This is a genomic window from Rhizobacter sp. SG703 (assembly GCF_012275445.1).
Lineage (GTDB): Bacteria > Pseudomonadota > Gammaproteobacteria > Burkholderiales > Burkholderiaceae_C > Rhizobacter.
The window spans coordinates 1-22,660 of sequence record NZ_JAAZQK010000009.1 but is presented as its reverse complement, the minus strand read 5'-3'; the positions used below and the strand labels follow the sequence as shown (position 1 = coordinate 22,660).

Sequence of the window (22,660 nt, the reverse complement as noted above, 5' to 3'; positions counted from 1 at the left end):
GGCGTGTGTTCACTGGAAGCGGATGGTCGGGTTGATCACGGCGTAGAGCACGTCGACCAGCAGGTTGATCAGGATGAACTCGAGCGAGAACAGCAGCACCAGCGCCTGGATCAGCGGGTAGTCGCGCATCTCGACCGCGTCGACCAGCAGCCGGCCCATGCCGGGCCAGTTGAAGACGACCTCGACGACGATCGATCCGCCCAGCAGGAAGCCGAACTGCAGGCCCATCATCGTGACGACCGGGATCAGTGCGTTGCGCAGCCCGTGCTTGAACACCACCGGCAGCTCGCCCAGGCCCTTGGCCCGCGCGGTGCGCACGTAGTCTTCCTTCAGGATGTCGATGAACGAGCTGCGCGTGAAGCGCGCCATCACCGCGGCCACGCCGGCGCCGAGCGTCAGCGACGGCAGGATGTAGTGCTTCCAGGTGTCGGCGCCGACGGTGGGCAGCCAGCCGAGCTGCACCGAGAACAGCTGCATCAGCACCATGCCGAGCGCGAACGACGGGAACGAGATGCCCGAGATCGCGAACGTCATGCCCAGCCGGTCGGGCCAGCGGTTGCGCCAGACGGCCGACGCCACGCCCAGCACCAGGCCGAGCAGCACCGACCAGCCCATCGCCGCGATCGTCAGGAAGAAGGTCGGGCCGAAGCGCTCGGCGATCTCGGTCGACACCGGCCGCTTGCTGCGGATCGACAGCCCGAAGTCGCCCTGCAGCGCATGGCTGAAGAAGCGCACGAACTGTTGCGGCAGCGGCAGGTCGAGCCCGAGGTCGCGCCGCACCAGCTCGACCGTCTCGGGCCCGGCATCGACGCCCGCCGCCAGCCGCGCCGGATCGCCGGGCAGCAGGTGGACGAACGCGAACACCAGCACCGCGACGATCAGCAGCGTCGGCAGCAGCCCCAGCAACCGCTTGAGCAGGTAGACGGCCATTCAGGTAGCCCGGATGCCGATCCGGGATTCTTCCGGACGATTCACTTCAGTTCCACATCGTCGAAGTTGAAGCTGCCATCGGGAATGACGTAGAAGCCCGACAGGTTCTTCGCCCGCACCGACACCAGCCGCTCGGTCACCAGGAAGGCCCAGGGCGCGTCCTTCCAGATCTGCTTCTGCGCGTCGGTGTACAGCCGCGCCTTCTCGGCCTTGTCGGTCGTCACCAGCGACTTCGCGATCGCGCTGTCGACCACCTCGTTCTTGTAGTACGCGGTGTTGAACAGCTTCGGCGGGAACGACTCCGACGCCAGCAGCGGGCGCATCGCCCAATCGGCCTCGCCGGTCGACGACGACCAGCCGACGTAGTACATGCGCACCGGCGCGGTCGCCGGGTCCTGCGCGCTCTCGACGCGCTCGACGCGCTGGCCGGCTTCGAGTGCCTGCACCTGCAGCTTGATGCCCACCTGTGCCAGCTGCTGCTGCACGAACTGGATCACCTTCTGCGCGGTCGTGTGGTTGTAGGCCGACCACAGCGTCGTCTCGAAGCCGTTCGGGTAGCCGGCTTCCTTCAGCAGCGCGCGCGCCTTGGCCGGGTCGTAGGGCCACGGGCCGAGCTTGGCGGCGTATTCCACGCCGTGCGGCAGCACGCCCTCCGCGGGAATCGCATAGCCGGAGAACGCCACCTTGATCAGAGCGTCCTTGTTGATCGCGTAGTTGATCGCCTCGCGCACCTTCGGGTTGTCGAACGGCTTCTGCTGCGTGTTCATCGACAGGTAGCGCTGGATGATCGACGGCGACGCGGTGATCTCCAGGCTCGGCTTCTTCGACAGCGTCTCGACCGCTTCCGGCGGCACCGGGAACGCGAAGTGCGCCTCGTTGGTCTGCATCACCGCGGCGCGCGTGTTGTTGTCGACCACCGGCCGCCAGGTGATGCTGTCGACCTTCGGCCAGCCCTTCTTCCAGTAGCCGTCGAACTTCTCGACCTTCAGGTAGTCGGTGGCTTTCCACTCGACGAACTTGAACGGGCCGGTGCCTACCGGATGCTGCGCGATGCCCTTGCTGCCGTATTGCGCCAGCGCCGCCGGCGAGATGATCACGCCCGACGGGTGCGCCAGCGTGTTGATGAACGGCGAGAACGGCTCCTTCAGCGTGAAGCGCACCGTGGTGGCATCGACCGCCTCGGTCTTCGCGATGTTCTTGTAGAGGTTGTAGCGCTTGAGCTTGTTGTCGGGATTCGTCACGCGGTCGAAGGTGGCCTTGACCGCCTCGGCGTTGAACGGCGTGTTGTCATGGAACTTGATGCCGCTCTTCAGCTTGACGGTGTAGACGAGGCCGTCCTTGCTGGCGGTGTAGCTGTCGGCCAGCACCGGCACCATCTTCATGTCCTTGTCGAAGCCGTACAGGCCCTGGTAGAACGACTTCGCGACCGCTTGCGACAGCGTGTCGTTGGCGTCGTACGGGTCGGTCGTCGTGAAGGTCGACGCGACCGCGACGGTGATGTCCTTCGCGGCATGCGCGGCCAGCGCGGTGCCGCTGACGGCGAGCGCGACGGCGATTCTCGAGAGAGCGGAACGGTGGTGCGATGTCATCGGAGTTCTCCTGGCTGGTACGACGGGGGATTCAAAGGCAGTTCAAAAGGCACCGCCGACCGCATGGCGGGCGACGAAGTGGCCGGGGCCGACCTGGTGCAGCGGCGCGACCTGCGGCGCGTCGCCGAGCGCGCGCACCGGGCTCGCGATCTCGTCGGACAGCAGCTCGCGGCGGCGGCGCCGCGTCGGGTCGGCCACCGGCACCGCGGCCATCAGCCGGCGGGTGTAGGCATGCTGCGGATTCTCGAACACCTCGCGGCGCGGGCCGATCTCGACGATCTGCCCGAGGTACATCACCGCGACGCGGTGGCTGATGCGCTCCACCACCGCCATGTCGTGCGAGATGAACAGGTAGGCCATGCCGAACTCCTGCTGCAGGTCGAGCATCAGGTTGACGATCTGCGCGCGGATCGAGACGTCGAGCGCCGACACCGCCTCGTCGGCGATCACCACCTTCGGGTTCAGCGCCAGCGCGCGGGCGATCGCGATGCGCTGCCGCTGGCCGCCGGAGAATTCGTGCGGGTAGCGGTTCGCCGCCTCGGCCGGCAGGCCGACCTTCTCGAGCAGCCAGCGCACGCGCGCCTCGGCATCGGCCCGCGGCATCAGCTTGTGCAGCAGCAGCGGCTCCATCACGCTGTAGCCGACGGTCAACCGCGGATCGAGCGACGCGTACGGGTCCTGGAACACGAACTGGATGTCGCGGCGCAGCGCCTGCAAGGCCGCGCCTTCGAGCGGCGCGATGTCGCGCCCGGCCACCTCGACGCGGCCGGCCAGCGGCGCGACCAGCCGCGCCAGCGAGCGGCCGGTGGTCGACTTGCCGCAGCCCGATTCGCCGACCAGCGCCAGCGTCTCGCCGGCCTTCAGCTCGAAGCTGATCTGCTCGACCGCATGCACCTGGCGCTTCACGCGGCCGAGGATGCCGCTGCGCAGCGGGAAGCGCGTGACCAGGCCCTGCACCGTCAGCACCGGCGGCAGGTCGGTGCGCACGCTGTCGGGCATCGTCACCTGGTGGGTCGCGGCGACCACCTCGTCGCCCGGCAACGCGAAGCGCGCCGGCCGGTCCTGCCCCTGCATCGCGCCGAGCTGCGGCACCGCGGCCAGCAGCGCCTTCGTGTACGGCTGCCGCGGCTGCGCGAACAGCGCGCGGCAGTCGCCTTCTTCGATCTTGTCGCCGCGGCGCATCACCAGCACGCGGTCGGCGATCTCGGCCACCACGCCCATGTCGTGGGTGATGAAGATCACGCCCATCGACAGCTCGTGCTGCAGTTGCTGGATCAGCGCGAGGATCTGCGCCTGGATCGTCACGTCGAGCGCGGTGGTCGGCTCGTCGGCGATCAGCAGCGTCGGCCGGCACGCCAGCGCCATCGCGATCATCACGCGCTGGCGCATGCCACCCGACAGCTGGTGCGGATGCCGGCCCAGCACCTCGCGCGCCTCGGGGATGCGCACCAGGTCGAACAGGCGCAGCGCCTCGGCCATCGCCTCGCGCTGCGAGCGGCCCTGGTGCAGGCGGATCGACTCGGCCACCTGCTGGCCGACGGTGAACACCGGGTTCAGCGAGGTCATCGGCTCCTGGAACACCATCGCGAGGTCGGCGCCGCGCAGGCTGCGCATGCGGCGCGCATTGGCCTGCGCCAGGTCGACGCGTTCGCCGTCGCGCCGCGTCAGCCACATCTCGCCGCTGTCGATGCGGCCGCCGCCGTGCTCGACCAGGCGCATCAGCGCGAGCGACGACACCGATTTGCCGGAGCCCGATTCGCCGACGATCGCCAGCGTCTCGCCGGCATCGACGTGGAAATCGAGCGCGCGCACCGCCTGCAGCCGCCCGCCTTCGATCGCGAAGCTGACGCTGAGATTGCGCACGTCAAGCACGCGGCGCGGAAGAGTCGTCGTCATTGGTCGGGGCCGGCTTCGTCGGCATAGATGGCAGACACCGGCGCTTCGCCGACCCGGGCCCAGCCGCGGTACATGCCTTCGGTGTTGAACGGCAGCGCGACGTTGCCGCGCGCATCGACGGCGATCAGCCCGCCGCGGCCGCCGAGCGGCGGCATCTTGTCCATCACGACGCGGCGTGCGGCAAAGCGCAGCGGCAGCCCGACGTACTCGACCAGCGCCGACACGTCGTAGGCCGCGAGCCCGCGCATGAAGGCCTCGCCGACGCCGGTGCACGACACCGCGACGGTGCGGTCGTTGGCATAGCAGCCGGCGCCGACCAGCGGCGAATCGCCGACGCGGCCGGGGCGCTTGTTGGTCATGCCGCCGGTCGAGGTGGCCGCGGCCAGGTGGCCGTGCGCATCGAGCGCGACAGCGCCGACGGTGCCGAACTTGTCGCGTTCGTCGAGCGGCGCGGGCACGGTGGGTGCGTCATGACCTGGCACGTCGTGGTCCAGCGCGATGCGGTCGCTGGCCTGCATCGCGTGCAGCTGCGCCAGCCGGTGCGGCGTGTCGAACCACTCGGGCGCGACGGTCTCGCAGCCGCGCTCGGCGGCGAACTGCTCGGCCCCGGGGCCGATCAGCAGCACCGGGCCGCCGGCCTCCATCACCGCACGCGCCGCGAGGATCGGGTTGCGCAGCGTGCGCACGCCGGCCACCGCGCCGGCGGCCAGGTCGCTGCCGCGCATCACGCAGGCGTCGAGCTCGTGGCGGCCGTCGGCGGTGTAGACCGCGCCGCGGCCGGCGTTGAACAGCGGGCATTCCTCGAGCTGCCGCACCGCTTCGGTGACGACGTCGATCGCCGGCGCACCACCGGCGAGCATCGCCTGGGCGCTGCGCAGGATCTCGTCGAGCGCGGCGCGGTAGGCCGCATGCTGCTCGGTGGAGATCGACGCGCGCGACAAGGTGCCGGCGCCGCCATGGATCGCGATCACCGGCGATGTCACGGAGAAACTCATCGCACCCTCCCCGGGTCGACCTGCAGCCACGGCAGCACGCCGCGAGCCATCTCCTCGGCGCGCTGCACCGCGCCTTCGGTGCGGTGCGCGAGCGCGGCCACCAGCGCTTCGAGCAATGCCAGCACCGTCGCATTGGACGTCGGCGCGACCTGCCGGTCGACGTGCGCATACAGCGTCACGTCGGCCAGCGGCACCAGCGGCGAACTCGGCTCGTCGGTCAGCGCGAGCACCTTGACGCCGCGCTCGCGCGCCAGCCGCGTCAACGCGATGGTGTCTTCGACGTAGCGCGGGAAGGCCAACGCGATCAGCAGGTCGCGCGGCCCGCGCTTGACCAGCTGGCGCGCCGCATGCGAAGGCCCGCCGGCCTGCGCGAGGCTGCCGACGCGCGAGCACAGCGGCTCCAGCTCGTGCTGCAGCACGCCGGCCAGGTAGGCGCTGCTGCCCCAGCCGAGCGTCAGCACCTGGTCGGCCTCGGCGATCAGCGACACCGCCTGCTCGCACGGCTGGTGCTGCAAGGCCTGCAGCGTGTGTTCGAGGTTCGCCAGCGTTTCGCGCAGCGACGCCACCATCGCCTGCTGCGTGCCGGTGGCCTGCCGCAGGTTGCTGCGCAGGCTCTCGACCGGCGCGAGGATGGCCTCGAAGCCGCGCGCCAGCTCGGCGCGGAATTGCGGGTAGCCGGCGAAGTTCAGCGCCCGGGCGAAGCGGTTGGCGGTCGCGATCGACACCGCGACCTCGCCGGCGAATTCATCGATGTTGAGCGTGGCCGCCCTGAAAGGGTGCGCCAGCACGGCCTGGCCCATGCGTTGCATCGCGGCCGGCATCGCCGGCAGGCCGGCGGCGACCTGCTGCAGCACCGGCAGGCTGGCGAATCGGCCCGCCCAGGCAGGGGCATCGGAACGGGCGGCGGGGGGCGTCACGGTCATGAAAACTGGGTTTCAGAAAACTTCGCGGACTGTAAAGCAACTTACAGGCCTGGCGTTCCGGGTGATCCCGGACGCCGGTGGTCCTACAGCGCAAGGCGAACGCGTCCGACAGGGCCGTCGCCGGCGGGCGCCGATGATACGCATCCACCTCTGGAGGCCACCGATGAAGAAACTCATATCCATCCTCGCGATGCTGTTCGCTGCCGGCACCGCGTTCGCGCAGGCCGGCACCGCCGTCAAGGAAGGCGCCAAGGCGACCGCCGAGACCGCCAAGCAAGGCACCGAGAACGTCAAGGGCGCCGTGACCGACGAGCCGTCGAGCACGGTGCACAAGACCAAGGCGAAGGTGCACAAGGCCAAGGCGAAGAGCCACGGCAAGAAGGCCAAGGCCGCGGCGAAGGAAACGGTTCAGTAAGAGCGGTTCAGCAGACCTCGGCCTCGTCGCGCTGCGGCGGGGCAGCCGCATCGACGCCGACGTGCCACCACGCCGGCAGCAGGCCGCGCACCTGCGGCCTGGCGAAACGGTCGTCGATCAGGATCACCACGCCTTCGTCGCTGGTGGTCCGGATCACCCGCCCGGCCGCCTGCACGACCTTCTGCAGCCCCGGGTACAGGTACGCGTAGTCGTAGCCGGCCCCGAAGCGCTGCTCCATCCGCTCTCGCAGGCATTCGTTCACCGGGTTCACCTGCGGCAGCCCGAGCGTCGCGACGAAGGCGCCGATCAGGCGGCGCCCCGGCAGGTCGATGCCTTCGGCGAACGCACCGCCCAGCACCGCGAAGCCGATGCCCTGCCCGTGCTCGGTGAAGCGCGCGAGGAACTGTTGGCGCGACGCCTCGTCCATCGCGCGCGACTGCGACCACTGCGGCACGCCGGGGTGCGTCGCGTGCAGCAGCTCGGCCACCTGCTGCAGGTAGTCGAAGCTGCTGAAGAACGCCATGTAGTTGCCCGGCGCCTGCGCGTACTGCCGCGCGATCAGCGCGACGATGGGCGCGAGCGACTGCGCCCGCTGCTGCCAGCGCGTCGAGATGTGGCGCGCGATGCGCACCGACAACTGCCGCGCCTCGAATGGCGATTCGACATCGATCCACGCGGTGCGCTCCGGCAGCCCCAGCGTGTCTTCATGGAAACCGGGCGGCGTCAGCGTGGCCGAGAACAGCGTCGTGGTGTGCGCCGCCGCGAAGCGCCCGCGCAAGTGCGGCGCCGGGATCAGGTTGCGCACGCACAGCGTCGAGCGGGTGCGGGTGGCGCGGCGTTCGGTGATCGCCAGGTCGACTTGCGAGTGGTCGTCCAGCAGCTCCAGCACGCGCATCACGTGCAGCGCGTCGAAGTAGAAGCGCAGCAGCGGCGTGTCGTTCGGCGACTGGCCGTCGGCGAAGTGCTCGCCCAGCGCCGCGATCGCGTTCTGCAGCGCGTCGCGCCAGGCCGCGGGCGGTTTCTCGTGCACCGCGAAATCGGCCTCCTGCGCCTTGTTGAGCGCGCTCCATGCGCGGTACAGGCGATCGAGCGCCGGCTTCACCGCGGGCGGCGCCTTGCTGCGCAGCGCGGCCACGTCGGCCTGCTGCAGCTCGGCCGAATACATCTTGCGGCCGCGCTCCAGCAGGTTGTGCGCCTCGTCGACCAGCACGCCGACCCGCCATTCGTTCGCGAGCGTCAGGCCGTGCAGCATCGCGCCGAGGTCGAACCAGTAGTTGTAGTCGCCGACCACCACGTCGGCCCAGCGCACCAGCTCCTGGCTCAGGTAGTAGGGGCAGACCTGGTGGGCCAGTGCGACCTCGCGCACGCGGGATTGGTCGAGCAGGCCTGTCGTGTCGAGCGCCGCGCTGCGCGCCGCCGGCAGCCGGTCGTAGAAACCGCGCGCCAGCGGGCACGAATCGCCGTGGCAGGCCTTGTCGGGGTGCTCGCAGGCCTTGTCGCGTGCGACCAGTTCCACCACCCGCAGCGGCGGTGCGTCGGCGGCGCCGGTGAGGCGCCGCAGCGCCTCCAGCGCCAGGCCGCGGCCGGGCGTCTTGGCAGCGAGGAAGAACAGCTTGTCCAGCCGCTGCGCCGGGCTGGCCTTCAGCAGCGGGAACACCGTGCCGATGGTCTTGCCGATGCCGGTCGGCGCCTGCGCGAGCAGGCAGCGGCCGCTGCTGGCCGCGCGGTACACCGCCTCGGCCAGCGGGCGCTGGCCGAGGCGGAAATCGGCATGCGGGAAGCGCAGGGTCTGCAGCGCCGCATCGCGCGCGCCGCGGTGCGCCAGCTGCTGCGCGGCCCAGGCCAGGAAGCGCTCGCACTGCTGCTCGAAGAACTGCTGCAGCTCGGCCGCGCTGCAGGCTTCGCTGAACACCGTTTCCTGCTGCGTGGCGACGTCGTAATAGACGAGCGCGACGCGCAGCTTCTGCAGCTCGAAGCGCTGGCACAGCAAGGCACCGTAGATCTTCGCCTGCGCCCAGTGCAGGTGGCGGTGGTTGGCCGGTTGACGCGCCAGGTCGCCGCGGTGCGTCTTGATCTCTTCGACCAGGCCTTTGTCGGGGTCGTAGCCGTCGGCACGGCCGCGCACCCGCAGCGCACCGTGCGTGCCGCTCAGGCTGACCTCTGACTGGTAGCGCCCGCCGCGGCGCGACGCCACCATCGCATGCCCGGCGATGCCCTCCTGCGCCGACGGGCCGGGCGTGAAGCGCAGGTCGAGGTCGCCCTGCTTGGCGGTGAACTCGCACAGCTCGCGCACGGCGATGGTGTAGGTGGGGGCGTCGGCGCTCATGGTGTCAACGCGGGAGTGTCGCAGGCCGGGTCTTGTACGGCGGGCGGGCCGCCGGATCGGTGCGCAGGATCGCGGTCGCCTGCTGCACGTGCGGCAGCGCGCGCACGAAGGTCTCGAGGCGGACGGCGTCGGCGTCGTCGCGCGCGCAGCCTTCGAGGTAGACGACGCGCCCCTGCACGGTGACCCACAGCGTCGTGTCGGGGAACGGCGGGCGTTCGCCGGCCGGCGGCTGGAACGCCGCGCGGATCGCCGCGGCGATGTCGGCGTCGTATGCGTAGGCGTTCGGCCGGTCGCATTCCTTCGCGAGCCAGCAGGTCGTGCCCTTCTCGAGCCGGCGGTGCGCCTGCACCCGGCGGTCGGCCTCGTCGGTGAACGGGCCGGCCGGCAACGGGCAGTCGGGCAGCGCGGCGCTGACCTGGAAGAACGGGTCGTCGAACCAGTTCTGCAGCGCGTCGGCCGACCGCGCCGGGCTGCCGAGCGCGAGCAGCAGCGCGGCGGCGAGTGCCTGCAGGTGGGACGGGGGGATGCGGTCCATGCGGCGAATCGTAGGCCCTGTTGCCCCTATGCTGCACGCTGCGCACCGTGATGGAGGCGACCGTTGGCCCAGCGCCTGTTCCTTCGACTCGACGAAGACCCCGTCCAGGGCCCGGAATCCGGCACGCCCGCGGCCAGCCTGCGCACGCTGCCGCTGCCCCCCGCGCTGCGGCCCTTCGTCGCCCAGATGCTGCTGTACCGCGAGCACTTCGCGCCGGGCACCGAGGTCGTCGAACGCGTGATTCCCGACGGTGCGGTGCGCCTCGTCGTGCAGTGGGGCGATGCACCGGCGGCCGGCCCCGATGCGCGCCGGACGCTGCTCGCGATCGGCCCGTCGACGGCGCCGGCGGTGCTGCGCCTGTCGGGCCGCATGGCCGGGCTCGCGGTCACGCTGCGCCACGGGGCGGCGGCCGCGCTGCTCGGGCTGCCGGTCGGCGAGATCGCCGGGCTGGCGCTGCCGCTTCAAGCGCTGTGGCCGCGCGCCGGTGGCGAGGCCTTGGCCGCCCTCGCCGACCTGGAAGACGACGCGAGCCGCGTGCGCCTCGTGCAGCAGGCGCTGCTGCAGCGGCTGCGCGAGGCCGGCGCCGCCGCACCGCGCCAGGCGGTGCACGCGCTGCAGCGGTTGATGCAGGCCGGCGGGCGGCTGCCGGTGCCGGCGCTCGCCGCCGGGGTGGGGCTCGGCGAGCGCCGGCTGCAGCAGCTCTTCGACGCGCAGTTCGGGCTCTCGCCGCGCCGCTGGAGCCGGCTCGCGCGCCTGCACCGCTGCCTGCGCGAGCTGCGTGCGCAGCCGCAGCGCAGCTGGGCCGAGGTGGCGCTCGACGGCGGCTTCTTCGACCAGTCGCACCTGGCCAACGAGTTCCGTGCGCTGTGCGGCTGCACGCCGGCCGAGTACCGACGGCTTGCCGTTTCGGAATCTTCCAAGACCGCCGCGTGATCGCCGCCGAAGATCGGCGCCATCGCAACCAGGAGACCCCGATGACGAACGACAGCAACCCGCGCCCGCTGCAGGGTCGCGTGGCGGTGGTGACCGGCGCGAGCCGCGGTGCGGGGCGCGGCTGCGCGGTCGAGCTGGGCGCCGCCGGTGCCACCGTCTACGTGACCGGGCGCAGCACGCGCGCGCAACCCGCGCAGTCCTACGGCCAGCTGCTCGGGCTGTCGGACCTGGGCGCGCTGCCCGGCTCCATCGACGACACCGCCGACGAGGTGACGCGGCTCGGCGGCCATGGCATTGCCATGCGCTGCGACCACACGCAGGACGGCGAGGTGGCCGCGCTGTTCGCCCGCGTGCAGCAGGAGCAGGGCCGCATCGACCTGCTGGTCAACAACGCCTGGGGCGGCCACGAGAGCTTCGACGGCGTGTTCGACGCGCCGTTCTGGGCGCACCCGCTCGCGCACTGGGATTCGATGATCGACCGCGGCGTGCGCAACCACCTGCTGTCGAGCCGGCATGCCGCGCCGCTGATGGTGCGGCAAGGCCGCGGCCTGATCGTCACGACCACCTACTGGGACCGCGGCCGCTACCTGCGCGGCAACCTGTTCTACGACCTCGCGAAGGCCGGCATGACGCGGCTGGCCTTCGGCATCGCCGAGGAGCTGAGGCCGCATGGCGTCGCCTCGGTCGCGGTGTCGCCCGGCTGGATGCGCACCGAGTTCGTGCTGGCCGGCCACCACACCGACGAGGCGCACTGGCACGAGCGGCCGGCCCTCGCGCGCACCGAATCGCCGCGCTACCTGGGCCGCGCGATCGCGGCGCTGGCAGGCGACCCGCAGGTGATGCGGCGCAGCGGCCAGGTGCTGCGGGTCGGCGACCTGGCGCAGGAGTACGGCTTCACCGACATCGATGGCCGGCAGGTGCCGGCCTTCGAGATGGAACCGCCGGCTCAGTGAGCCGGCACCGCGCCGCTCGAGGCCGGCGACGCGCCCTGCCCGTTGTCGGCGGCCGTCGGCGCCAGCAGCTTGCCGAACACCAGCTTCACGACCAGCAGCAGCGCGCCGGCGCCGCCGACGAGCGCCGCATGCAGGCCCCAGAACTGCTGGCCCGGCATCGTCTCGAGGAAGCCCGCCAGCCAGCCGACGAAGATGTTCGCGAGGAACAGGTGCAGGTAGTAGGTGCCCATCATCAGCCCCTCGAACTTGTGCGGGGCCGTGCGCGAGTACAGCGCCAGGCCGACCGGCATCACGTTGGCGAAGCCGATGTCGTTCAGCAGCGTGTAGCCGATCGCCCAGCCGAAGCCGATCTTCTCGTGCGAGTGGTCGACGATGCCGGAGGCGATCACCAGCAGCGCCGGCGCGGCCGCGGCGATCAGCGAGCCGAAAGCCATCTTCGTGATCTCGTCCGGCTCGCGGCGGCGCGTCGCCCACCAGCGCCAGAACGCGATCGACGCGATCATCGTCGCGGTGCTCGCGATCGCATCGACCGCCTGCAGCCAGGTCACCGGCACCTGCCAGCCGAACAGCACCAGGTCCATGTACTTCTGCGACCACAGCGGGAACGCGTTGTTGTACTGCTGGTTGCCGACCACCGTGCCCATCAGCACCGGGATCAGCGCGATCAGCAGCACGAGGCGCCCCTTCTCGGCACCGGTCATCGGGGTGCGCGGCGCGGCAGCCGCCTTGTCGGCACGGCGCTCGCGCAGCGGCTCGGGCGGCAGGTAGCGCCGTCCCGCCAGGTAGACGAACAGGCCGATCACCATGCCGACGCCGGCGGCGCCGAAGCCCCAGTGCCAGGCCACCTTCTCGCCGAGCGTGCCGCAGACGATCGGCGCGAGGATCACCGCGATCTGCACCGCCAGCATGAAGATCTGGAACGCGCTCGCACGCCGCTTGTCGCCCGGTGCGTACAGGTCGCCGACCTGCGCCGCGATGTTGCCCTTGAAGCAGCCGACGCCGACCAGCAGGCACAGCAGCGCGATGAAGAAGCTGGCCTCGAAGGCCATCAGGAAGTGGCCGGTGGCCATCAGCACCGCGCCGGTCACGACGGTTTTCGTGCGGCCGAGTACGCGGTCGGCGAGCAGGCCGCCGAACAGCGGTGTCAGGTAGACGAAGCCGGCGTAGAGCCCGAATACCGCCGACGCGAGCTGCTGCGGCGAGCGCGGGCCGGTGACGCCTTCGATGGCGTGGCGCACCGCATCGATGCCGGCCACGTTGCCGATGTTCTCCGGCAGGAACAGGTAGTTGGTGAGGTACAGCACCAGCAGGGCCTGCATGCCGTAGTACGAGAAACGTTCCCAGAGCTCGCAGAAGGCAAGCCAGCCGAGGCCGGCGGGGTGGCCGAAGAAGGCGCGGTCGTGTGAGGCGCGGTCGTTGGCGGCGCGCTCGTGGGTGGCGGAGGTGGACACGGGTAGTGGCTTCCGATAGGAAATGGGGTAATCCGGGACTGTCGCTGAAATGGCCGGGCCGCACAACTCGCGGCGACCCGCGGGCAGCTCAGGCGGCGGCTTCGTACAGCTCCAGCGGCAGCCCGTCCGGATCGGCGAAGAACACGAAGCGCCGGCCGGTGTACTCGTCGACGCGGATGTCTTCCACCGCCACGCCCCTGGCTTCGAGCACCGCCTTGCACTGAGCGACGTCGCCGACCTCGAACGCCAGGTGGCGCAGCCCGCGCGCCTCGGGGTACGACGGGCGCGGCGGCGCGCCGTCGAACGAGAACAGCTCGACCTGCGAGCCGTCGGGCAGCGCCAGGTCGAGCTTGTACGAGTTGCGCTGTGCGCGGAAGTGTTCGGCGATCACCGCGAGCCCGAGCGTCTCGGTGTAGAAGCGCTTCGAGACCGGGTAGTCGGCGCAGATGATGGCGGCGTGGTGGATGCGGAGCAGCATCGGGCGATTGTCGCGGCTCTCTACAATGCGCCCCCTTTTGCAGCAGATCGAACCCGCGCCCATGGACCTCGTCGTCAACGAAGAACTCAAAGCCTACATCGACCCGTTGACGCCCGACGAACACGACGCGCTGGAACGCAGCATCCTCGCCGAAGGCTGCCGCGATGCGCTGGTGCTGTGGGGCGACATGCTGGTCGACGGGCACAACCGCTACGGCATCTGCCGCAAGCACGGGCTGCCGTTCCAGACGGTGCAGAGCACGCGCTTCCAGTCGCTGGAAGACGTGCACCTGTGGATGATCGACCAGCACCTCGGCCGGCGCAGCCTGTCGGACTACCAGCGCGGCGTGCTCGCGCTGCGCAAGCGCGAGATCGTCGCCGGGCAGCGCGCGCGCCGCCTGGCCGAACCGGCCGAGACCGCGTCGCCCGCGCCGGCGGGCAACGCCGCGGCACTCGACACCCGCGAGGCGCTCGCGAAGGCGGCGCGCATCAGCAGCAACCAGGTCGTGCTGATCGAGAAGATCCGCAAGCAGGCGGCGCCCGAGCTGGTCGAGGCGATCAAGGCCGGCACGATCTCGATCAACGCCGCGGCGGCGGTGGCCAGCCTTCCGGCCGAAGAGCAGGTGGCGGCCGCAGCCGCCGGCAAGGACGAGCTGAAGCAGGCTGCCAAGCGGGCGCGCGATGCGCGCCGCAGGGCTCCGGCCGACGACGCGCCGGCCGCGCCGCAGCCGGCGGCGCTTCCCGCGCCGGCCGGCGACGACGACACGCCCGATGCACTGCGCCAGCGCGTGGCCGCGCTGACCGCCGAGAACGCGGCCTTGCGGCTGCAGGTCGCCGACCTGCAGGCCCAGTTGCGGGCCGGCGCGGGCGAGGCCGAAACCGCGCCGTTCTGATCCACGGTATAGTTTCCGGACGATGGATACACATATGTGTATCCAAATCCGGAGATGCCGATGAACACCAAAGACGCCGGGATGCGGATCCGCATCGAGCGCGAGCTGCGCGATGCCTTCGTGCAGGCCTGCCAGTCGCAGGGGCTGGCCGCCTCGGAAGTGCTGCGCGACTTCATGCGCAGCTTCGCCGCCAAGCACTCCGCCGAACAGGCGCAGCTGTTCGGCCAAGCCAAGCCGGCGCAGCCGTGAGGGGCGGCCGATGATCGTGCTGAAGGCCACCCAGGCGAAGCTGCTGGCCGCGCTGCAGGCCGTGTGCGGCATCGTCGAGCGGCGCCACACGCTGCCCATCCTCGCCAACGTGCTGATACGCAAGACCGGCACGTCGATCGCGCTCACCACGTCGGACCTCGACATCGAGGTCGGCCACCAGGTCGAGCTGGGAGGCGATGCCGGCGACTTCGCGACGACGGTGTCGGCGCGCAAGCTGGTCGACATCCTGCGGGCGATGCCGGCGGACCAGGTCGTCACGATGAGCGCCGAACCCGGCCGGCTGCGGCTGCACGGCGGCCGCAGCCGCTTCATGCTGCACACGCTGCCGGCCGAGCAGTTCCCGCTGGTCGCGCGCGCCACGCACACCACCGCGACGCTGCGCCTGCCGCAGGCGGTGCTGAAGTCGCTGGTCGACCAGGTGGCCTTCGCGATGGCCACGCACGACATCCGCTACTTCTTCAACGGCATGCTGCTCGCGACCGACGGGCGGCGCATCCGGCTCGTCGCGACCGACGGCAACCGGCTCGCGCTGGCCGAGGCCTCGGTCGACGCCGACCTGCCGACGCAGCAGGCGATCGTGCCGCGCAAGGCGGTGCACGAGCTGCAGCGCCACCTGCGGGAACGCGAAGCCGACGGCGATGAGGCATCGACCGTGGGAATCCGCCTCGCACCGGCGCAGGCGAGCTTCGACCTGAACGGCATCCGCTTCGTCACGAAGCTGATCGAGGCCCGCTTCCCCGACTTCGAGCGCACGATCCCGAAGGCCAACCCGCATGCCGTCACGCTCGGCCGCGCGGCGCTGCTCGACAGCCTGCAGCGCGCCTCGCTGATGACCAGCGACAAGTTCCGCGGCATCCGCCTCAGCGTGGCGCCGGGCGCGATGCGCATCGTGTCGACCAATGCCGAGCGCGAGGAAGCCGACGAAGACCTCGACGTCGACTATGCCGGCGCGCCGATCGAGATCGGCTTCAACGTGACCTACCTGACCGAGATGCTGGCCGAGACCGACGCCGAGATGGTGACGATCGCGCTGCAGGACGCCGCGTCCGCCGTGCTGTTCACCTTTGCGCAGCGCGACGGCTTCAAGTACGTCGTCAGCCCGATGCGACTCTGAGCTTCAACGACCCTTGTCGATCGATAGTTTTTTACCATCGACTTGATCTATCCAATTAATCCCACAAATGCTGCACTGCGGCCAAAATGCGTTTCGCCAGTTCGTTTTTCTTCCAACCAAGCACAAGGAAATCACACGATGTCGCTGATCAACACCCAAGTCCAGCCGTTCAAGGTTGAAGCTTTCCACAACGGCAAGTTCATCGAGGTCACCGAAGCCAGCCTGAAGGGCAAGTGGTCGACGCTGATCTTCATGCCGGCCGCCTTCACCTTCAACTGCCCGACCGAAGTCGAGGACGCGGCCGACAACTACGCCGAATTCCAGAAGCTGGGCACCGAGGTCTACATCGTCACGACCGACACCCACTTCGCACACAAGGTGTGGCACGAAACCTCGCCGGCCGTCGGCAAGGCCAAGTTCCCGCTGATCGGCGACCCGACGCACAAGCTGACGCGCGCGTTCGGCGTGCACATCGAGGAAGAAGGCCTGGCACTGCGCGGCACCTTCGTCATCAACCCCGATGGCATCATCAAGACCGTCGAAGTGCACGACAACGCGATCGCGCGTGACGTGAAGGAAACGCTGCGCAAGCTGAAGGCCGCGCAGTACGTCGCGAAGAACCCCGGCCAGGTCTGCCCGGCCAAGTGGAACGAAGGCGCCGCCACGCTGACGCCGTCGCTCGACCTCGTCGGCAAGATCTAAGACTTCTCTCTTTCTCCTGTCAGGCCGCCCTGCGGCCTCGCCTTCGGGCGGGGCCGCCCGGGCGGAGCTTTTCCCGAACACGAACAACGCGAAGGACCATCACATGTTGGACGCCACCCTCCAGGCCCAGCTCAAGGGCTACCTGCAACGCCTGACGCAGCCGGTCGAACTGGTGGCGTCGCTCGATGACCGCCCGGCCTCGGCCGAGATGCGCGAGCTGCTGCAGGAGATCGCCGGCCTGAGCGAGCTGGTCAGCGTGCGCTTCGACGGCAGCGATGCGCGCCGTCCGTCGTTCAACGTCAGCCGTGCCGGTGCCGGCATGGGCGTTCGCTTCGCCGCGATCCCGATGGGCCACGAGTTCACCTCGCTGGTGCTGGCGCTGCTGCAGGCCGGCGGCCATCCGCCGAAGGTCGAGGCCGAGGTGATCGAGCAGATCAAGTCGCTGACCCGCGAAGACGGCGGCGATTTCGTGTTCGAGACCTACATGTCGCTGACCTGCCACAACTGCCCCGACGTGGTGCAGGCGCTGAACCTGATGGCGGTGCTGAACCCGCGCATCAAGCACGTCGCGATCGACGGTGGCCTGTTCCAGGACGAAGTCGAAGGCCGCCAGATCATGGCCGTGCCGACCGTCTACCTGAACGGCGAGGTGTTCGGCTCGGGCCGCATGGAGGTCTCGGAGATCCTGACCAAGGTCGACACCGGCGCGTCGGCGCGCGTGGCGGCCAAGCTGGGCCAGAAGGATGCGTTCGACGTGCTGATCGTCGGCGGCGGCCCGGCCGGCGCGGCGGCGGCCGTGTATGCGGCGCGCAAGGGCATCCGCACCGGCATCGTCGCCGAGCGCTTCGGCGGCCAGACGCTGGACACGCTGGGCATCGAGAACTACGTGTCGATCCTCGAGACGCAAGGCCCGAAGTTCGCGGCCGCTCTGGAAGCGCATGCCCGCGTCTACGAGGTCGACATCATGAACGGCCAGCGCGTCGCGGCGCTGGAGCCGGCCGCGCAACCGGGCGGCGAGATCACCGTGACGCTGGAGAACGGCGCCGCGCTGAAGAGCCGCAGCGTGATCCTGTCGACCGGCGCGCGCTGGCGCAACGTCAACGTGCCCGGCGAGGCCGAGTACAAGAACAAGGGCGTGGCCTACTGCCCGCACTGCGACGGCCCGCTGTTCAAGGGCAAGCCGGTGGCGGTGATCGGCGGCGGCAACTCGGGCGTCGAAGCGGCGATCGACCTGGCCGGCCTGGTGGCCCACGTCACCGTGGTCGAGTTCGCCGACGCGCTGAAGGCCGATGCGGTGCTGGTGAAGAAGCTGCACAGCCTGCCGAACGTGACGGTGCACACCAACGCGCAGACCACCGAGATCACCGGCGACGGGCAGAAGGTGAACGGCCTCGTCTACAAGGACCGCGCGACCGGCACCGAGCACCGCGTGGAACTGGCCGGCGTGTTCGTTCAGATCGGCCTGGTGCCCAACACCGAGTTCCTGAGGGGCACGCTGGAGCTGAGCAAGCACGGCGAGATCATCGTCGACGCACGCGGCGCGACCAACCAGCCGGGCGTGTTCGCGGCCGGCGACGCGACGACGGTGCCGTTCAAGCAGATCATCATCGCCGCGGGCGATGGCGCGAAGGCGGCGTTGTCGGCGTTCGATCACCTGATCCGCACGCCGGTGGCGGCCTGACGCCCATGCTCCGTTCGGGCTGAGCCTGTCGAAGCCTGCGAGCAGCACTTCGACAGGCTCGGTGCGAACGGAGGCCGAGTGCCGTCCTGCAGGCAAAATGCCTGCCCGATGATCACCCTCACCCGCCTCACGATCCAGCGCGCCCGCGCAGAGCGCATCCCGCAGATCGCCGGCAGCCTGACCTTCACGACCGTGCTGTCGGTCGTGCCCTTCCTCGCGGTGTGCTTCGCGCTGTTCACCCGCTTCCCGATGTTCAAGCGCCTCGAGGACGCGATCGAGGAGCACCTGCTGCGCAGCCTGCTGCCCGACGAGATCTCGCGCACTGTGTTGCGCTACCTCGCGCAGTTCGCGACCAATGCCGGCGGGCTGACGCTGGTCGGCTCGCTGTTCCTCGTCGTCACCGCGGTCGCGCTGCTGCTGACGGTGGAGAACGCGCTGAACCAGATCTGGAAGGTCAAGAAGAACCGCCCGTTCCTGAAGCGCGTCGGCCTGTACCTGTTGGTGATCGCGGCCGGCCCGCCGCTGCTCGGCGTGAGCCTGTGGGCCACGTCGTATGCAGTGAGCGCGTCGGCCGGCCTGATCGAGACGCTGCCGCCGTGGGCCAAGTTCGGCCTGACGCTCGGGCCGGCACTGATTGGCTCGATCGCGATGGCCGCCCTCTTCCACACCATGCCGAACACCCGCGTGCGCAAGCGCGATGCGGCCATCGGCGGGCTGATCGCCGGCATCGCGTTCGAGCTCGGCAAGCGCGGCTTCGCGGCCTACGTGCTGAAGTTGCCGACCTACAAGACGGTGTACGGCAGCTTCGCGGCGTTCCCGGTGTTCCTGCTGTGGGTGTACTTCTCGTGGCTGGTCACGCTGGCGGCGGCGCTGGTCACGTCGAACCTGGCGCTGGCGCGCAAGCAGCGCGCGGCCGGCAAGCCGGCGCGGGCCTGATCAACGGCCGGCGGCGTCCACCGGCTTGCGCGCCCACAACACCGACAGGAACTCCTCGCCGAAGACGTCGGCGCCCGGCGGCGGCTTCAGCATGCGTCGCGTGCTGTGCACCTCCAGCCCGGTAGACCAGATCGCGCGCAACTGCGCCTCGGTGTAGCCGAGGCCGCCGCCGACCGAGCGGCGCTCGTAGACCTGCTCGTCGGTCAGCCCGCTGCCGCCCTCGGGGCGGAAGCAGACCAGCCCGAACCAGCCGCCGGGGCGAAGGGCCTCGCGGACCCGCTTCACGTACGTGTGCCGCCGGTGCGGAGCCAGGTGATGGAAGCAGCCGGAGTCGTAGGCGAGATCGAAGCCGCCCACCGGCAGGTCGAGGTCGAACACCGAACGGCAGTGCCAGCGCACCGCCACGCCGAGCTCCGCCGCGCGCTGCGTGGCCCAGTCGATCGCGGCTTGCGCATAGTCGACGCCGTCGACGTCGAAGCCTCGCGCGGCAAGAAAGCGTGCGTTGCGGCCGTTGCCGCAGCCGATGTCGAGGGCCCGCCCACTGGCCGCGGCGTGCTCGTCGACCCATTGCGCCAGGCATTCGTCCGGCGCATCGCCGAAGAACGGCACCGGCTTGTCGCGGTCGGCATAGAAGCCTTCCCACCAGTCGTCCGAGCGCCCGGCGAACCAGCCGTCGAGCATGGCCAGCACGGCTTCGTCGCCGCAGATCAGCTCATCGGCGGCCATGGCTGTCGGCGAAGGCATCGGTCGCGGCGACCAGCGCCGACGTGATGCCCGGCTCCATCGACGAATGCCCGGCATCGGGCACGACGACGAGTTTCGCCGACGGCCACGCATCGGCCAGCGCGAAGGCATAGCGCACCGGGCAGATCACGTCGTAGCGGCCGTGCACGATGGTGCACGGCAGGTGCGCGATGCGCGGCACGCCGGCGATCAGCTGGTTCGGCGTCAGGAAGGCGCCATTGACGAAGTAGTGCGCTTCGAGCCGCGCGAGGTTCAGTTCGAAGACCGTATCGTCGGGCCGCAGCGGTTCGACCGGCAACGGGATCAGCCGCAGGCAGGCGCCTTCGTAGTGGCTCCAGGCCCGCGCCGCGGCGGCGCTGACGACCGGATCGGCATCGGTGAGCCGGCGGTGGTAGGCGCCCAGCAGGTCGTCGCGCTCGGCCGGCGGGATGGCATGCGCGAAGGCCTCCCACTCCTTCGGAAAGAACTGCCGCATGCCGTGCAGCCACCACTGCTGTTCTTCGGTGCTGGCGAGCCAGATGCCGCGCAGGATCAGGCCGAGGCAGCGTTCGGGATGGGCTTGCGCGTAGGCGAGCGACAGCGTCGAACCCCACGAGCCGCCGAACACCAGCCACTGGTCGATGCCGAGCCGCTCGCGCAGGCGCTCCAGGTCGGCGATCAGCAGCGGCGTGGTGTTCTCGCGGCATTCGCCGGACGGTGTGGATTGGCCGGCGCCGCGCTGGTCGAGCAGCACGATGTGGTAGCGCGCGGGGTCGAAGAAGCGCCGGTCGTTCGGCGAGGTGCCGGCACCGGGACCGCCGTGCACGAAGATGACCGGGATCCCCTCGGGATTGCCGCAGCGTTCCCAATGGAGCGAGTGCAGGTTGCCGGCGGGCATGAAGCCCGATTCCAGCGGCTCGATGGGCGGGTAGTGGGTGCGCAGGGTCATGCGACCGACTGTAGGCGAAAAGCGTCAACGGCCGAGGCGACAGGGACAGCGGGAGCACGGCGCGTGAGCTTGCTGATCTCGATGAGGTCGGCCCGGTGGGGCGCCGCAGTCGAGCCCGCAGCGCGGCAAGGCCAGCAGCTGGTCGACCCACAGGCCGCGCGCGGTGCGAGCCCGCAGATGGGACTGCTGACCGGGCTCGCGAACGACGTCGAGGTACAGCCAAGGCTGGCCCCACGCGTCGGCCACGTAGTAGCGCTCGATGCCCCGCTCGATGCAGCGGACCGCCTGCGCGACGTCGAAGCGCCATTTCCGCTGGCTGTGGCCGATGTGGGTGATCAGGTCGTGGCTGGGAGGGGGGGTCGACATGGTGATGCAGTTGATTTCCAGGACTCTCATCTCGGCTCCTTGAGCGACGCTCGGTATCGGAAGGATCTCCATTCGTTGCGAATCGTCACCCATATAGAAACGATGACGTTCACAATGGATATCAAACTTATCTTTTAACTGTGCATAGAGTGTGGAGAGAAGTTGTCCAAACACGGATGCTCGCGGGCATGAAAAAACAGCCCGCCAAGTTGTCCGCACGCGAAGTGTTCGCGCGGAACCTGCGTCGCGCGCGGCGGCTGCGGGAGACGACGCAGGAGGCGTTGAGTCTCGAGGCCGGGGTCAGTCGGCCTTATGTGGGCAGCCTCGAGCGCGGGGCCACCAACGTGTCGATCGACAACATGGGCCGCCTCGCCGACGCTCTGCGCGTGCCGCTGCGCGACCTGGTCGACCCCGACAAGTTCACCGACCTCGACGAAGGCTGAGCGCGTGCGAGCGGTGTAAGAACCGGAAGCCTGCCTGCGACGCACCAGGATTCAACTCCAGGGACGCCGCATGTTCACCCGCCGCCAGTTCTCCACCCGTGTTGCCGCCACCATCGGCCTTGCTGCCGCCGCCCGCCTTGCCGTCGCCGACACCGCGCCCGCCGCCGCACCGGCCGTGCGCAACGTCGTGCTCGTGCACGGCGCGTATGCCGACGGGTCGTGCTGGTCCGACGTGATCGCGCTGCTGCAGCACGCCGGGCTGCGCGCCACCGCGGTCCAGAACCCATTGACTTCGCTGGCCGACGACGTCGCGGCGACTCAGCGCATCCTCGCGCTGCAAGACGGCCCGACGCTGCTGGTCGGCCATTCGTGGGCCGGCACGGTGATCAGCGAGGCCGGCGTCGACCCGAAGGTTGCCGGCCTGGTCTACGTGGCCGCGCGGGCGCCCGATGCCGGCGAGGACTACGGCGCGCTGGCCGCCAGGTTCCCGACACCGCCGGCCAGCGCCGGGCTCGTCAAGTCGGGCGGGTTTGCGCAGCTGAGCGAAGAGGCCTTCGTGCGCGACTTCGCCGGGGACTTGCCGGCCGACAAGGCGCGTGTGCTGTACGCGCTGCAGGGGCGCATCTCGGAGACGCTCTTCGCGTCACGCACCACGGCGGCCGCGTGGCGCAGCAAGCCGAGCTGGTACGCGGTGTCGACGCAGGACCGCACCACGTCGCCCGAGTTGCAGCGCTTCGTCGCGGCGCGGATGAAGGCGAAGACGATCGAGATCGCGTCGAGCCACGTGTCGCTGATCAGCCATCCGCGGGAGATTGCGGGGTTGATTCTTGAGGCGGCGAAGTCAGCGACAGGCACCGGCTGACCGCGGACGGCATGCGAGGAGACCGGCCGAAGGGTCGCTTTGCAGCGGTTGCTGCCGGTCGGCCGGAAGCTTCGAATGTCCGCTCGCTGCGATGAAGCAGACGATGTGAGGTGTCGTCGGCAAAGCCGGCTAAGCAGCAGCTCGCGTTCCGCGTCGACCAAGCTCGGCCGAACGTCCGCTCCGCGCGTCCGCGAACTCACACAATCGACCCGTTGCAGTCCTTCAGTGCACTGGATTGACTGCCGCAAAGCAGTCGTCTGGAAGTCAGGGCGCACCCTGCAAGTTGCGGGTCAAATCG

At 69.9% G+C, this 22,660-nt stretch carries 23 protein-coding genes; 11 read left to right on the top strand and 12 right to left on the bottom strand.

What is annotated here, in order from left to right; genetic code table 11:
* Positions 1 to 9: 9 nt before the first annotated feature.
* Genes gsiC through FHT26_RS19490 form a run of 5 tightly spaced genes read right to left on the bottom strand, consistent with a single transcriptional unit; the run spans position 10 to position 6,333 of the window.
* Positions 10 to 930 (bottom strand): glutathione ABC transporter permease GsiC, encoded by a 921-nt coding sequence (gene gsiC, locus FHT26_RS19510; RefSeq protein ID WP_168561781.1) that lies wholly within the window; start codon positions 928 to 930, stop codon positions 10 to 12.
* A gap of 41 nt (positions 931 to 971) precedes the next feature.
* Positions 972 to 2,519: a glutathione ABC transporter substrate-binding protein GsiB gene (gene gsiB / locus FHT26_RS19505; protein ID WP_168561780.1), complete on the bottom strand. Its 1,548-nt coding sequence runs from the start codon at positions 2,517 to 2,519 to the stop codon at positions 972 to 974.
* 42 nt (positions 2,520 to 2,561) lie between these two features.
* Positions 2,562 to 4,415, bottom strand: a complete 1,854-nt coding sequence (locus tag FHT26_RS19500; protein WP_168561779.1) for a dipeptide ABC transporter ATP-binding protein — start codon at positions 4,413 to 4,415, stop codon at positions 2,562 to 2,564.
* Positions 4,412 to 5,410, bottom strand: a complete 999-nt coding sequence (locus FHT26_RS19495; RefSeq protein ID WP_210427496.1) for an isoaspartyl peptidase/L-asparaginase family protein — start codon at positions 5,408 to 5,410, stop codon at positions 4,412 to 4,414. The genes FHT26_RS19500 and FHT26_RS19495 overlap by 4 nt, the downstream gene beginning before the upstream one ends.
* The gene (locus FHT26_RS19490; RefSeq protein ID WP_168561778.1) at positions 5,407 to 6,333 is read right to left on the bottom strand and encodes a MurR/RpiR family transcriptional regulator; all 927 of its coding nucleotides are present in this window, start codon (positions 6,331 to 6,333) and stop codon (positions 5,407 to 5,409) included. Before FHT26_RS19490 ends, FHT26_RS19495 begins: the two co-directional genes overlap by 4 nt.
* A gap of 163 nt (positions 6,334 to 6,496) precedes the next feature.
* Here FHT26_RS19490 and FHT26_RS19485 point away from each other — a divergent pair, with 163 nt between their 5' ends.
* Entirely contained in the window at positions 6,497 to 6,748 is a 252-nt protein-coding gene (locus FHT26_RS19485) for a hypothetical protein (RefSeq protein WP_168561777.1), read from the top strand.
* Positions 6,749 to 6,755: 7 nt separating this feature from the next.
* Here the strand turns inward: FHT26_RS19485 and FHT26_RS19480 are convergent, their stop codons facing one another.
* Positions 6,756 to 9,074, bottom strand: a complete 2,319-nt coding sequence (locus FHT26_RS19480; protein WP_168561776.1) for an ATP-dependent DNA helicase — start codon at positions 9,072 to 9,074, stop codon at positions 6,756 to 6,758.
* Between the two features lie 4 nt (positions 9,075 to 9,078).
* Positions 9,079 to 9,609 carry a hypothetical protein gene (locus FHT26_RS19475; protein ID WP_168561775.1) on the bottom strand — a complete coding sequence of 177 codons (531 nt, stop codon included), beginning with the start codon at positions 9,607 to 9,609 and terminating at the stop codon, positions 9,079 to 9,081.
* A gap of 63 nt (positions 9,610 to 9,672) precedes the next feature.
* Here FHT26_RS19475 and FHT26_RS19470 point away from each other — a divergent pair, with 63 nt between their 5' ends.
* Together FHT26_RS19470 and FHT26_RS19465 are read left to right on the top strand one after the other, a co-directional pair.
* Complete coding sequence (locus FHT26_RS19470; RefSeq protein WP_168561774.1) at positions 9,673 to 10,542, top strand: helix-turn-helix domain-containing protein; 870 nt, start codon at positions 9,673 to 9,675, stop codon at positions 10,540 to 10,542.
* A gap of 41 nt (positions 10,543 to 10,583) precedes the next feature.
* Positions 10,584 to 11,495 carry an SDR family oxidoreductase gene (locus FHT26_RS19465; protein WP_168561773.1) on the top strand — a complete coding sequence of 304 codons (912 nt, stop codon included), beginning with the start codon at positions 10,584 to 10,586 and terminating at the stop codon, positions 11,493 to 11,495.
* Here the strand turns inward: FHT26_RS19465 and FHT26_RS19460 are convergent.
* Positions 11,489 to 12,946: an oligopeptide:H+ symporter gene (locus FHT26_RS19460; RefSeq protein ID WP_210427495.1), complete on the bottom strand. Its 1,458-nt coding sequence runs from the start codon at positions 12,944 to 12,946 to the stop codon at positions 11,489 to 11,491. The genes FHT26_RS19465 and FHT26_RS19460 overlap by 7 nt on opposite strands.
* 88 nt (positions 12,947 to 13,034) lie before the next feature.
* Positions 13,035 to 13,424: an SMU1112c/YaeR family gloxylase I-like metalloprotein gene (gloA2, locus tag FHT26_RS19455; protein ID WP_168561772.1), complete on the bottom strand. Its 390-nt coding sequence runs from the start codon at positions 13,422 to 13,424 to the stop codon at positions 13,035 to 13,037.
* A gap of 61 nt (positions 13,425 to 13,485) precedes the next feature.
* Here gloA2 and FHT26_RS19450 point away from each other — a divergent pair, with 61 nt between their 5' ends.
* The 6 genes from FHT26_RS19450 to FHT26_RS19425 all read left to right on the top strand — a co-directional run bounded on the left by FHT26_RS19450 (position 13,486) and on the right by FHT26_RS19425 (position 19,019).
* Positions 13,486 to 14,316: a ParB N-terminal domain-containing protein gene (locus tag FHT26_RS19450; RefSeq protein ID WP_168561771.1), complete on the top strand. Its 831-nt coding sequence runs from the start codon at positions 13,486 to 13,488 to the stop codon at positions 14,314 to 14,316.
* Positions 14,317 to 14,376: 60 nt separating this feature from the next.
* Positions 14,377 to 14,565 carry a plasmid-related protein gene (locus tag FHT26_RS19445; protein WP_246868008.1) on the top strand — a complete coding sequence of 63 codons (189 nt, stop codon included), beginning with the start codon at positions 14,377 to 14,379 and terminating at the stop codon, positions 14,563 to 14,565.
* A 10-nt stretch (positions 14,566 to 14,575) separates the two neighbouring features.
* Positions 14,576 to 15,700: a DNA polymerase III subunit beta gene (gene dnaN, locus FHT26_RS19440; protein ID WP_168561770.1), complete on the top strand. Its 1,125-nt coding sequence runs from the start codon at positions 14,576 to 14,578 to the stop codon at positions 15,698 to 15,700.
* A gap of 138 nt (positions 15,701 to 15,838) precedes the next feature.
* Entirely contained in the window at positions 15,839 to 16,402 is a 564-nt protein-coding gene (gene ahpC, locus FHT26_RS19435; protein ID WP_168561769.1) for an alkyl hydroperoxide reductase subunit C, read from the top strand.
* Positions 16,403 to 16,505: 103 nt separating this feature from the next.
* Complete coding sequence (gene ahpF, locus FHT26_RS19430; RefSeq protein ID WP_168561768.1) at positions 16,506 to 18,083, top strand: alkyl hydroperoxide reductase subunit F; 1,578 nt, start codon at positions 16,506 to 16,508, stop codon at positions 18,081 to 18,083.
* Between the two features lie 108 nt (positions 18,084 to 18,191).
* A complete protein-coding gene (locus FHT26_RS19425) occupies positions 18,192 to 19,019 on the top strand; it encodes a YihY family inner membrane protein (RefSeq protein ID WP_168561767.1) in 828 nt (275 codons plus the stop codon).
* On the opposite strand, the gene FHT26_RS19420 is transcribed toward FHT26_RS19425, so the two are convergent.
* The 3 genes from FHT26_RS19420 to FHT26_RS19410 are packed head-to-tail and all read right to left on the bottom strand — an operon-like array spanning position 19,020 to position 21,087.
* Positions 19,020 to 19,745 carry a class I SAM-dependent methyltransferase gene (locus FHT26_RS19420; protein WP_168561766.1) on the bottom strand — a complete coding sequence of 242 codons (726 nt, stop codon included), beginning with the start codon at positions 19,743 to 19,745 and terminating at the stop codon, positions 19,020 to 19,022. It lies immediately after the preceding gene.
* Complete coding sequence (gene pip, locus FHT26_RS19415; RefSeq protein ID WP_168561765.1) at positions 19,732 to 20,691, bottom strand: prolyl aminopeptidase; 960 nt, start codon at positions 20,689 to 20,691, stop codon at positions 19,732 to 19,734. The genes FHT26_RS19420 and pip overlap by 14 nt, the downstream gene beginning before the upstream one ends.
* A gap of 24 nt (positions 20,692 to 20,715) precedes the next feature.
* On the bottom strand, positions 20,716 to 21,087 hold the full coding sequence (locus tag FHT26_RS19410; RefSeq protein WP_168561764.1) for a DUF3892 domain-containing protein: 372 nt from the start codon (positions 21,085 to 21,087) through the stop codon (positions 20,716 to 20,718).
* Between the two features lie 158 nt (positions 21,088 to 21,245).
* Between FHT26_RS19410 and FHT26_RS19405 the strand changes: the two genes are divergently transcribed.
* Both FHT26_RS19405 and FHT26_RS19400 read left to right on the top strand, forming a co-directional pair.
* The gene (locus FHT26_RS19405; RefSeq protein ID WP_168561763.1) at positions 21,246 to 21,500 is read left to right on the top strand and encodes a helix-turn-helix transcriptional regulator; all 255 of its coding nucleotides are present in this window, start codon (positions 21,246 to 21,248) and stop codon (positions 21,498 to 21,500) included.
* 70 nt (positions 21,501 to 21,570) lie between these two features.
* Complete coding sequence (locus tag FHT26_RS19400) at positions 21,571 to 22,362, top strand: alpha/beta fold hydrolase (protein WP_168561762.1); 792 nt, start codon at positions 21,571 to 21,573, stop codon at positions 22,360 to 22,362.
* Positions 22,363 to 22,660: the final 298 nt, after the last annotated feature.

Bases quoted from the DNA above. Each gene is read 5' to 3' on its own strand.
- FHT26_RS19490 (WP_168561778.1), bottom strand. From the start codon at position 6,333: ATGACCGTGACGCCCCCCGCCGCCCGTTCCGATGCCCCTGCCTGGGCG.
- ahpF (WP_168561768.1), top strand. From the start codon at position 16,506: ATGTTGGACGCCACCCTCCAGGCCCAGCTCAAGGGCTACCTGCAACGC.
- gloA2 (WP_168561772.1), bottom strand. From the start codon at position 13,424: ATGCTGCTCCGCATCCACCACGCCGCCATCATCTGCGCCGACTACCCG.
- FHT26_RS19500 (WP_168561779.1), bottom strand. From the start codon at position 4,415: ATGACGACGACTCTTCCGCGCCGCGTGCTTGACGTGCGCAATCTCAGC.
- gsiB (WP_168561780.1), bottom strand. From the start codon at position 2,519: ATGACATCGCACCACCGTTCCGCTCTCTCGAGAATCGCCGTCGCGCTC.
- FHT26_RS19420 (WP_168561766.1), bottom strand. From the start codon at position 19,745: ATGGCCGCCGATGAGCTGATCTGCGGCGACGAAGCCGTGCTGGCCATG.
- ahpC (WP_168561769.1), top strand. From the start codon at position 15,839: ATGTCGCTGATCAACACCCAAGTCCAGCCGTTCAAGGTTGAAGCTTTC.
- FHT26_RS19465 (WP_168561773.1), top strand. From the start codon at position 10,584: ATGACGAACGACAGCAACCCGCGCCCGCTGCAGGGTCGCGTGGCGGTG.
- FHT26_RS19495 (WP_210427496.1), bottom strand. From the start codon at position 5,410: ATGAGTTTCTCCGTGACATCGCCGGTGATCGCGATCCATGGCGGCGCC.
- FHT26_RS19400 (WP_168561762.1), top strand. From the start codon at position 21,571: ATGTTCACCCGCCGCCAGTTCTCCACCCGTGTTGCCGCCACCATCGGC.
- FHT26_RS19480 (WP_168561776.1), bottom strand. From the start codon at position 9,074: ATGAGCGCCGACGCCCCCACCTACACCATCGCCGTGCGCGAGCTGTGC.
- FHT26_RS19485 (WP_168561777.1), top strand. From the start codon at position 6,497: ATGAAGAAACTCATATCCATCCTCGCGATGCTGTTCGCTGCCGGCACC.
- FHT26_RS19425 (WP_168561767.1), top strand. From the start codon at position 18,192: ATGATCACCCTCACCCGCCTCACGATCCAGCGCGCCCGCGCAGAGCGC.
- FHT26_RS19475 (WP_168561775.1), bottom strand. From the start codon at position 9,609: ATGGACCGCATCCCCCCGTCCCACCTGCAGGCACTCGCCGCCGCGCTG.
- FHT26_RS19450 (WP_168561771.1), top strand. From the start codon at position 13,486: ATGGACCTCGTCGTCAACGAAGAACTCAAAGCCTACATCGACCCGTTG.
- dnaN (WP_168561770.1), top strand. From the start codon at position 14,576: ATGATCGTGCTGAAGGCCACCCAGGCGAAGCTGCTGGCCGCGCTGCAG.
- FHT26_RS19445 (WP_246868008.1), top strand. From the start codon at position 14,377: ATGAACACCAAAGACGCCGGGATGCGGATCCGCATCGAGCGCGAGCTG.
- FHT26_RS19405 (WP_168561763.1), top strand. From the start codon at position 21,246: ATGAAAAAACAGCCCGCCAAGTTGTCCGCACGCGAAGTGTTCGCGCGG.
- gsiC (WP_168561781.1), bottom strand. From the start codon at position 930: ATGGCCGTCTACCTGCTCAAGCGGTTGCTGGGGCTGCTGCCGACGCTG.
- FHT26_RS19410 (WP_168561764.1), bottom strand. From the start codon at position 21,087: ATGAGAGTCCTGGAAATCAACTGCATCACCATGTCGACCCCCCCTCCC.
- pip (WP_168561765.1), bottom strand. From the start codon at position 20,691: ATGACCCTGCGCACCCACTACCCGCCCATCGAGCCGCTGGAATCGGGC.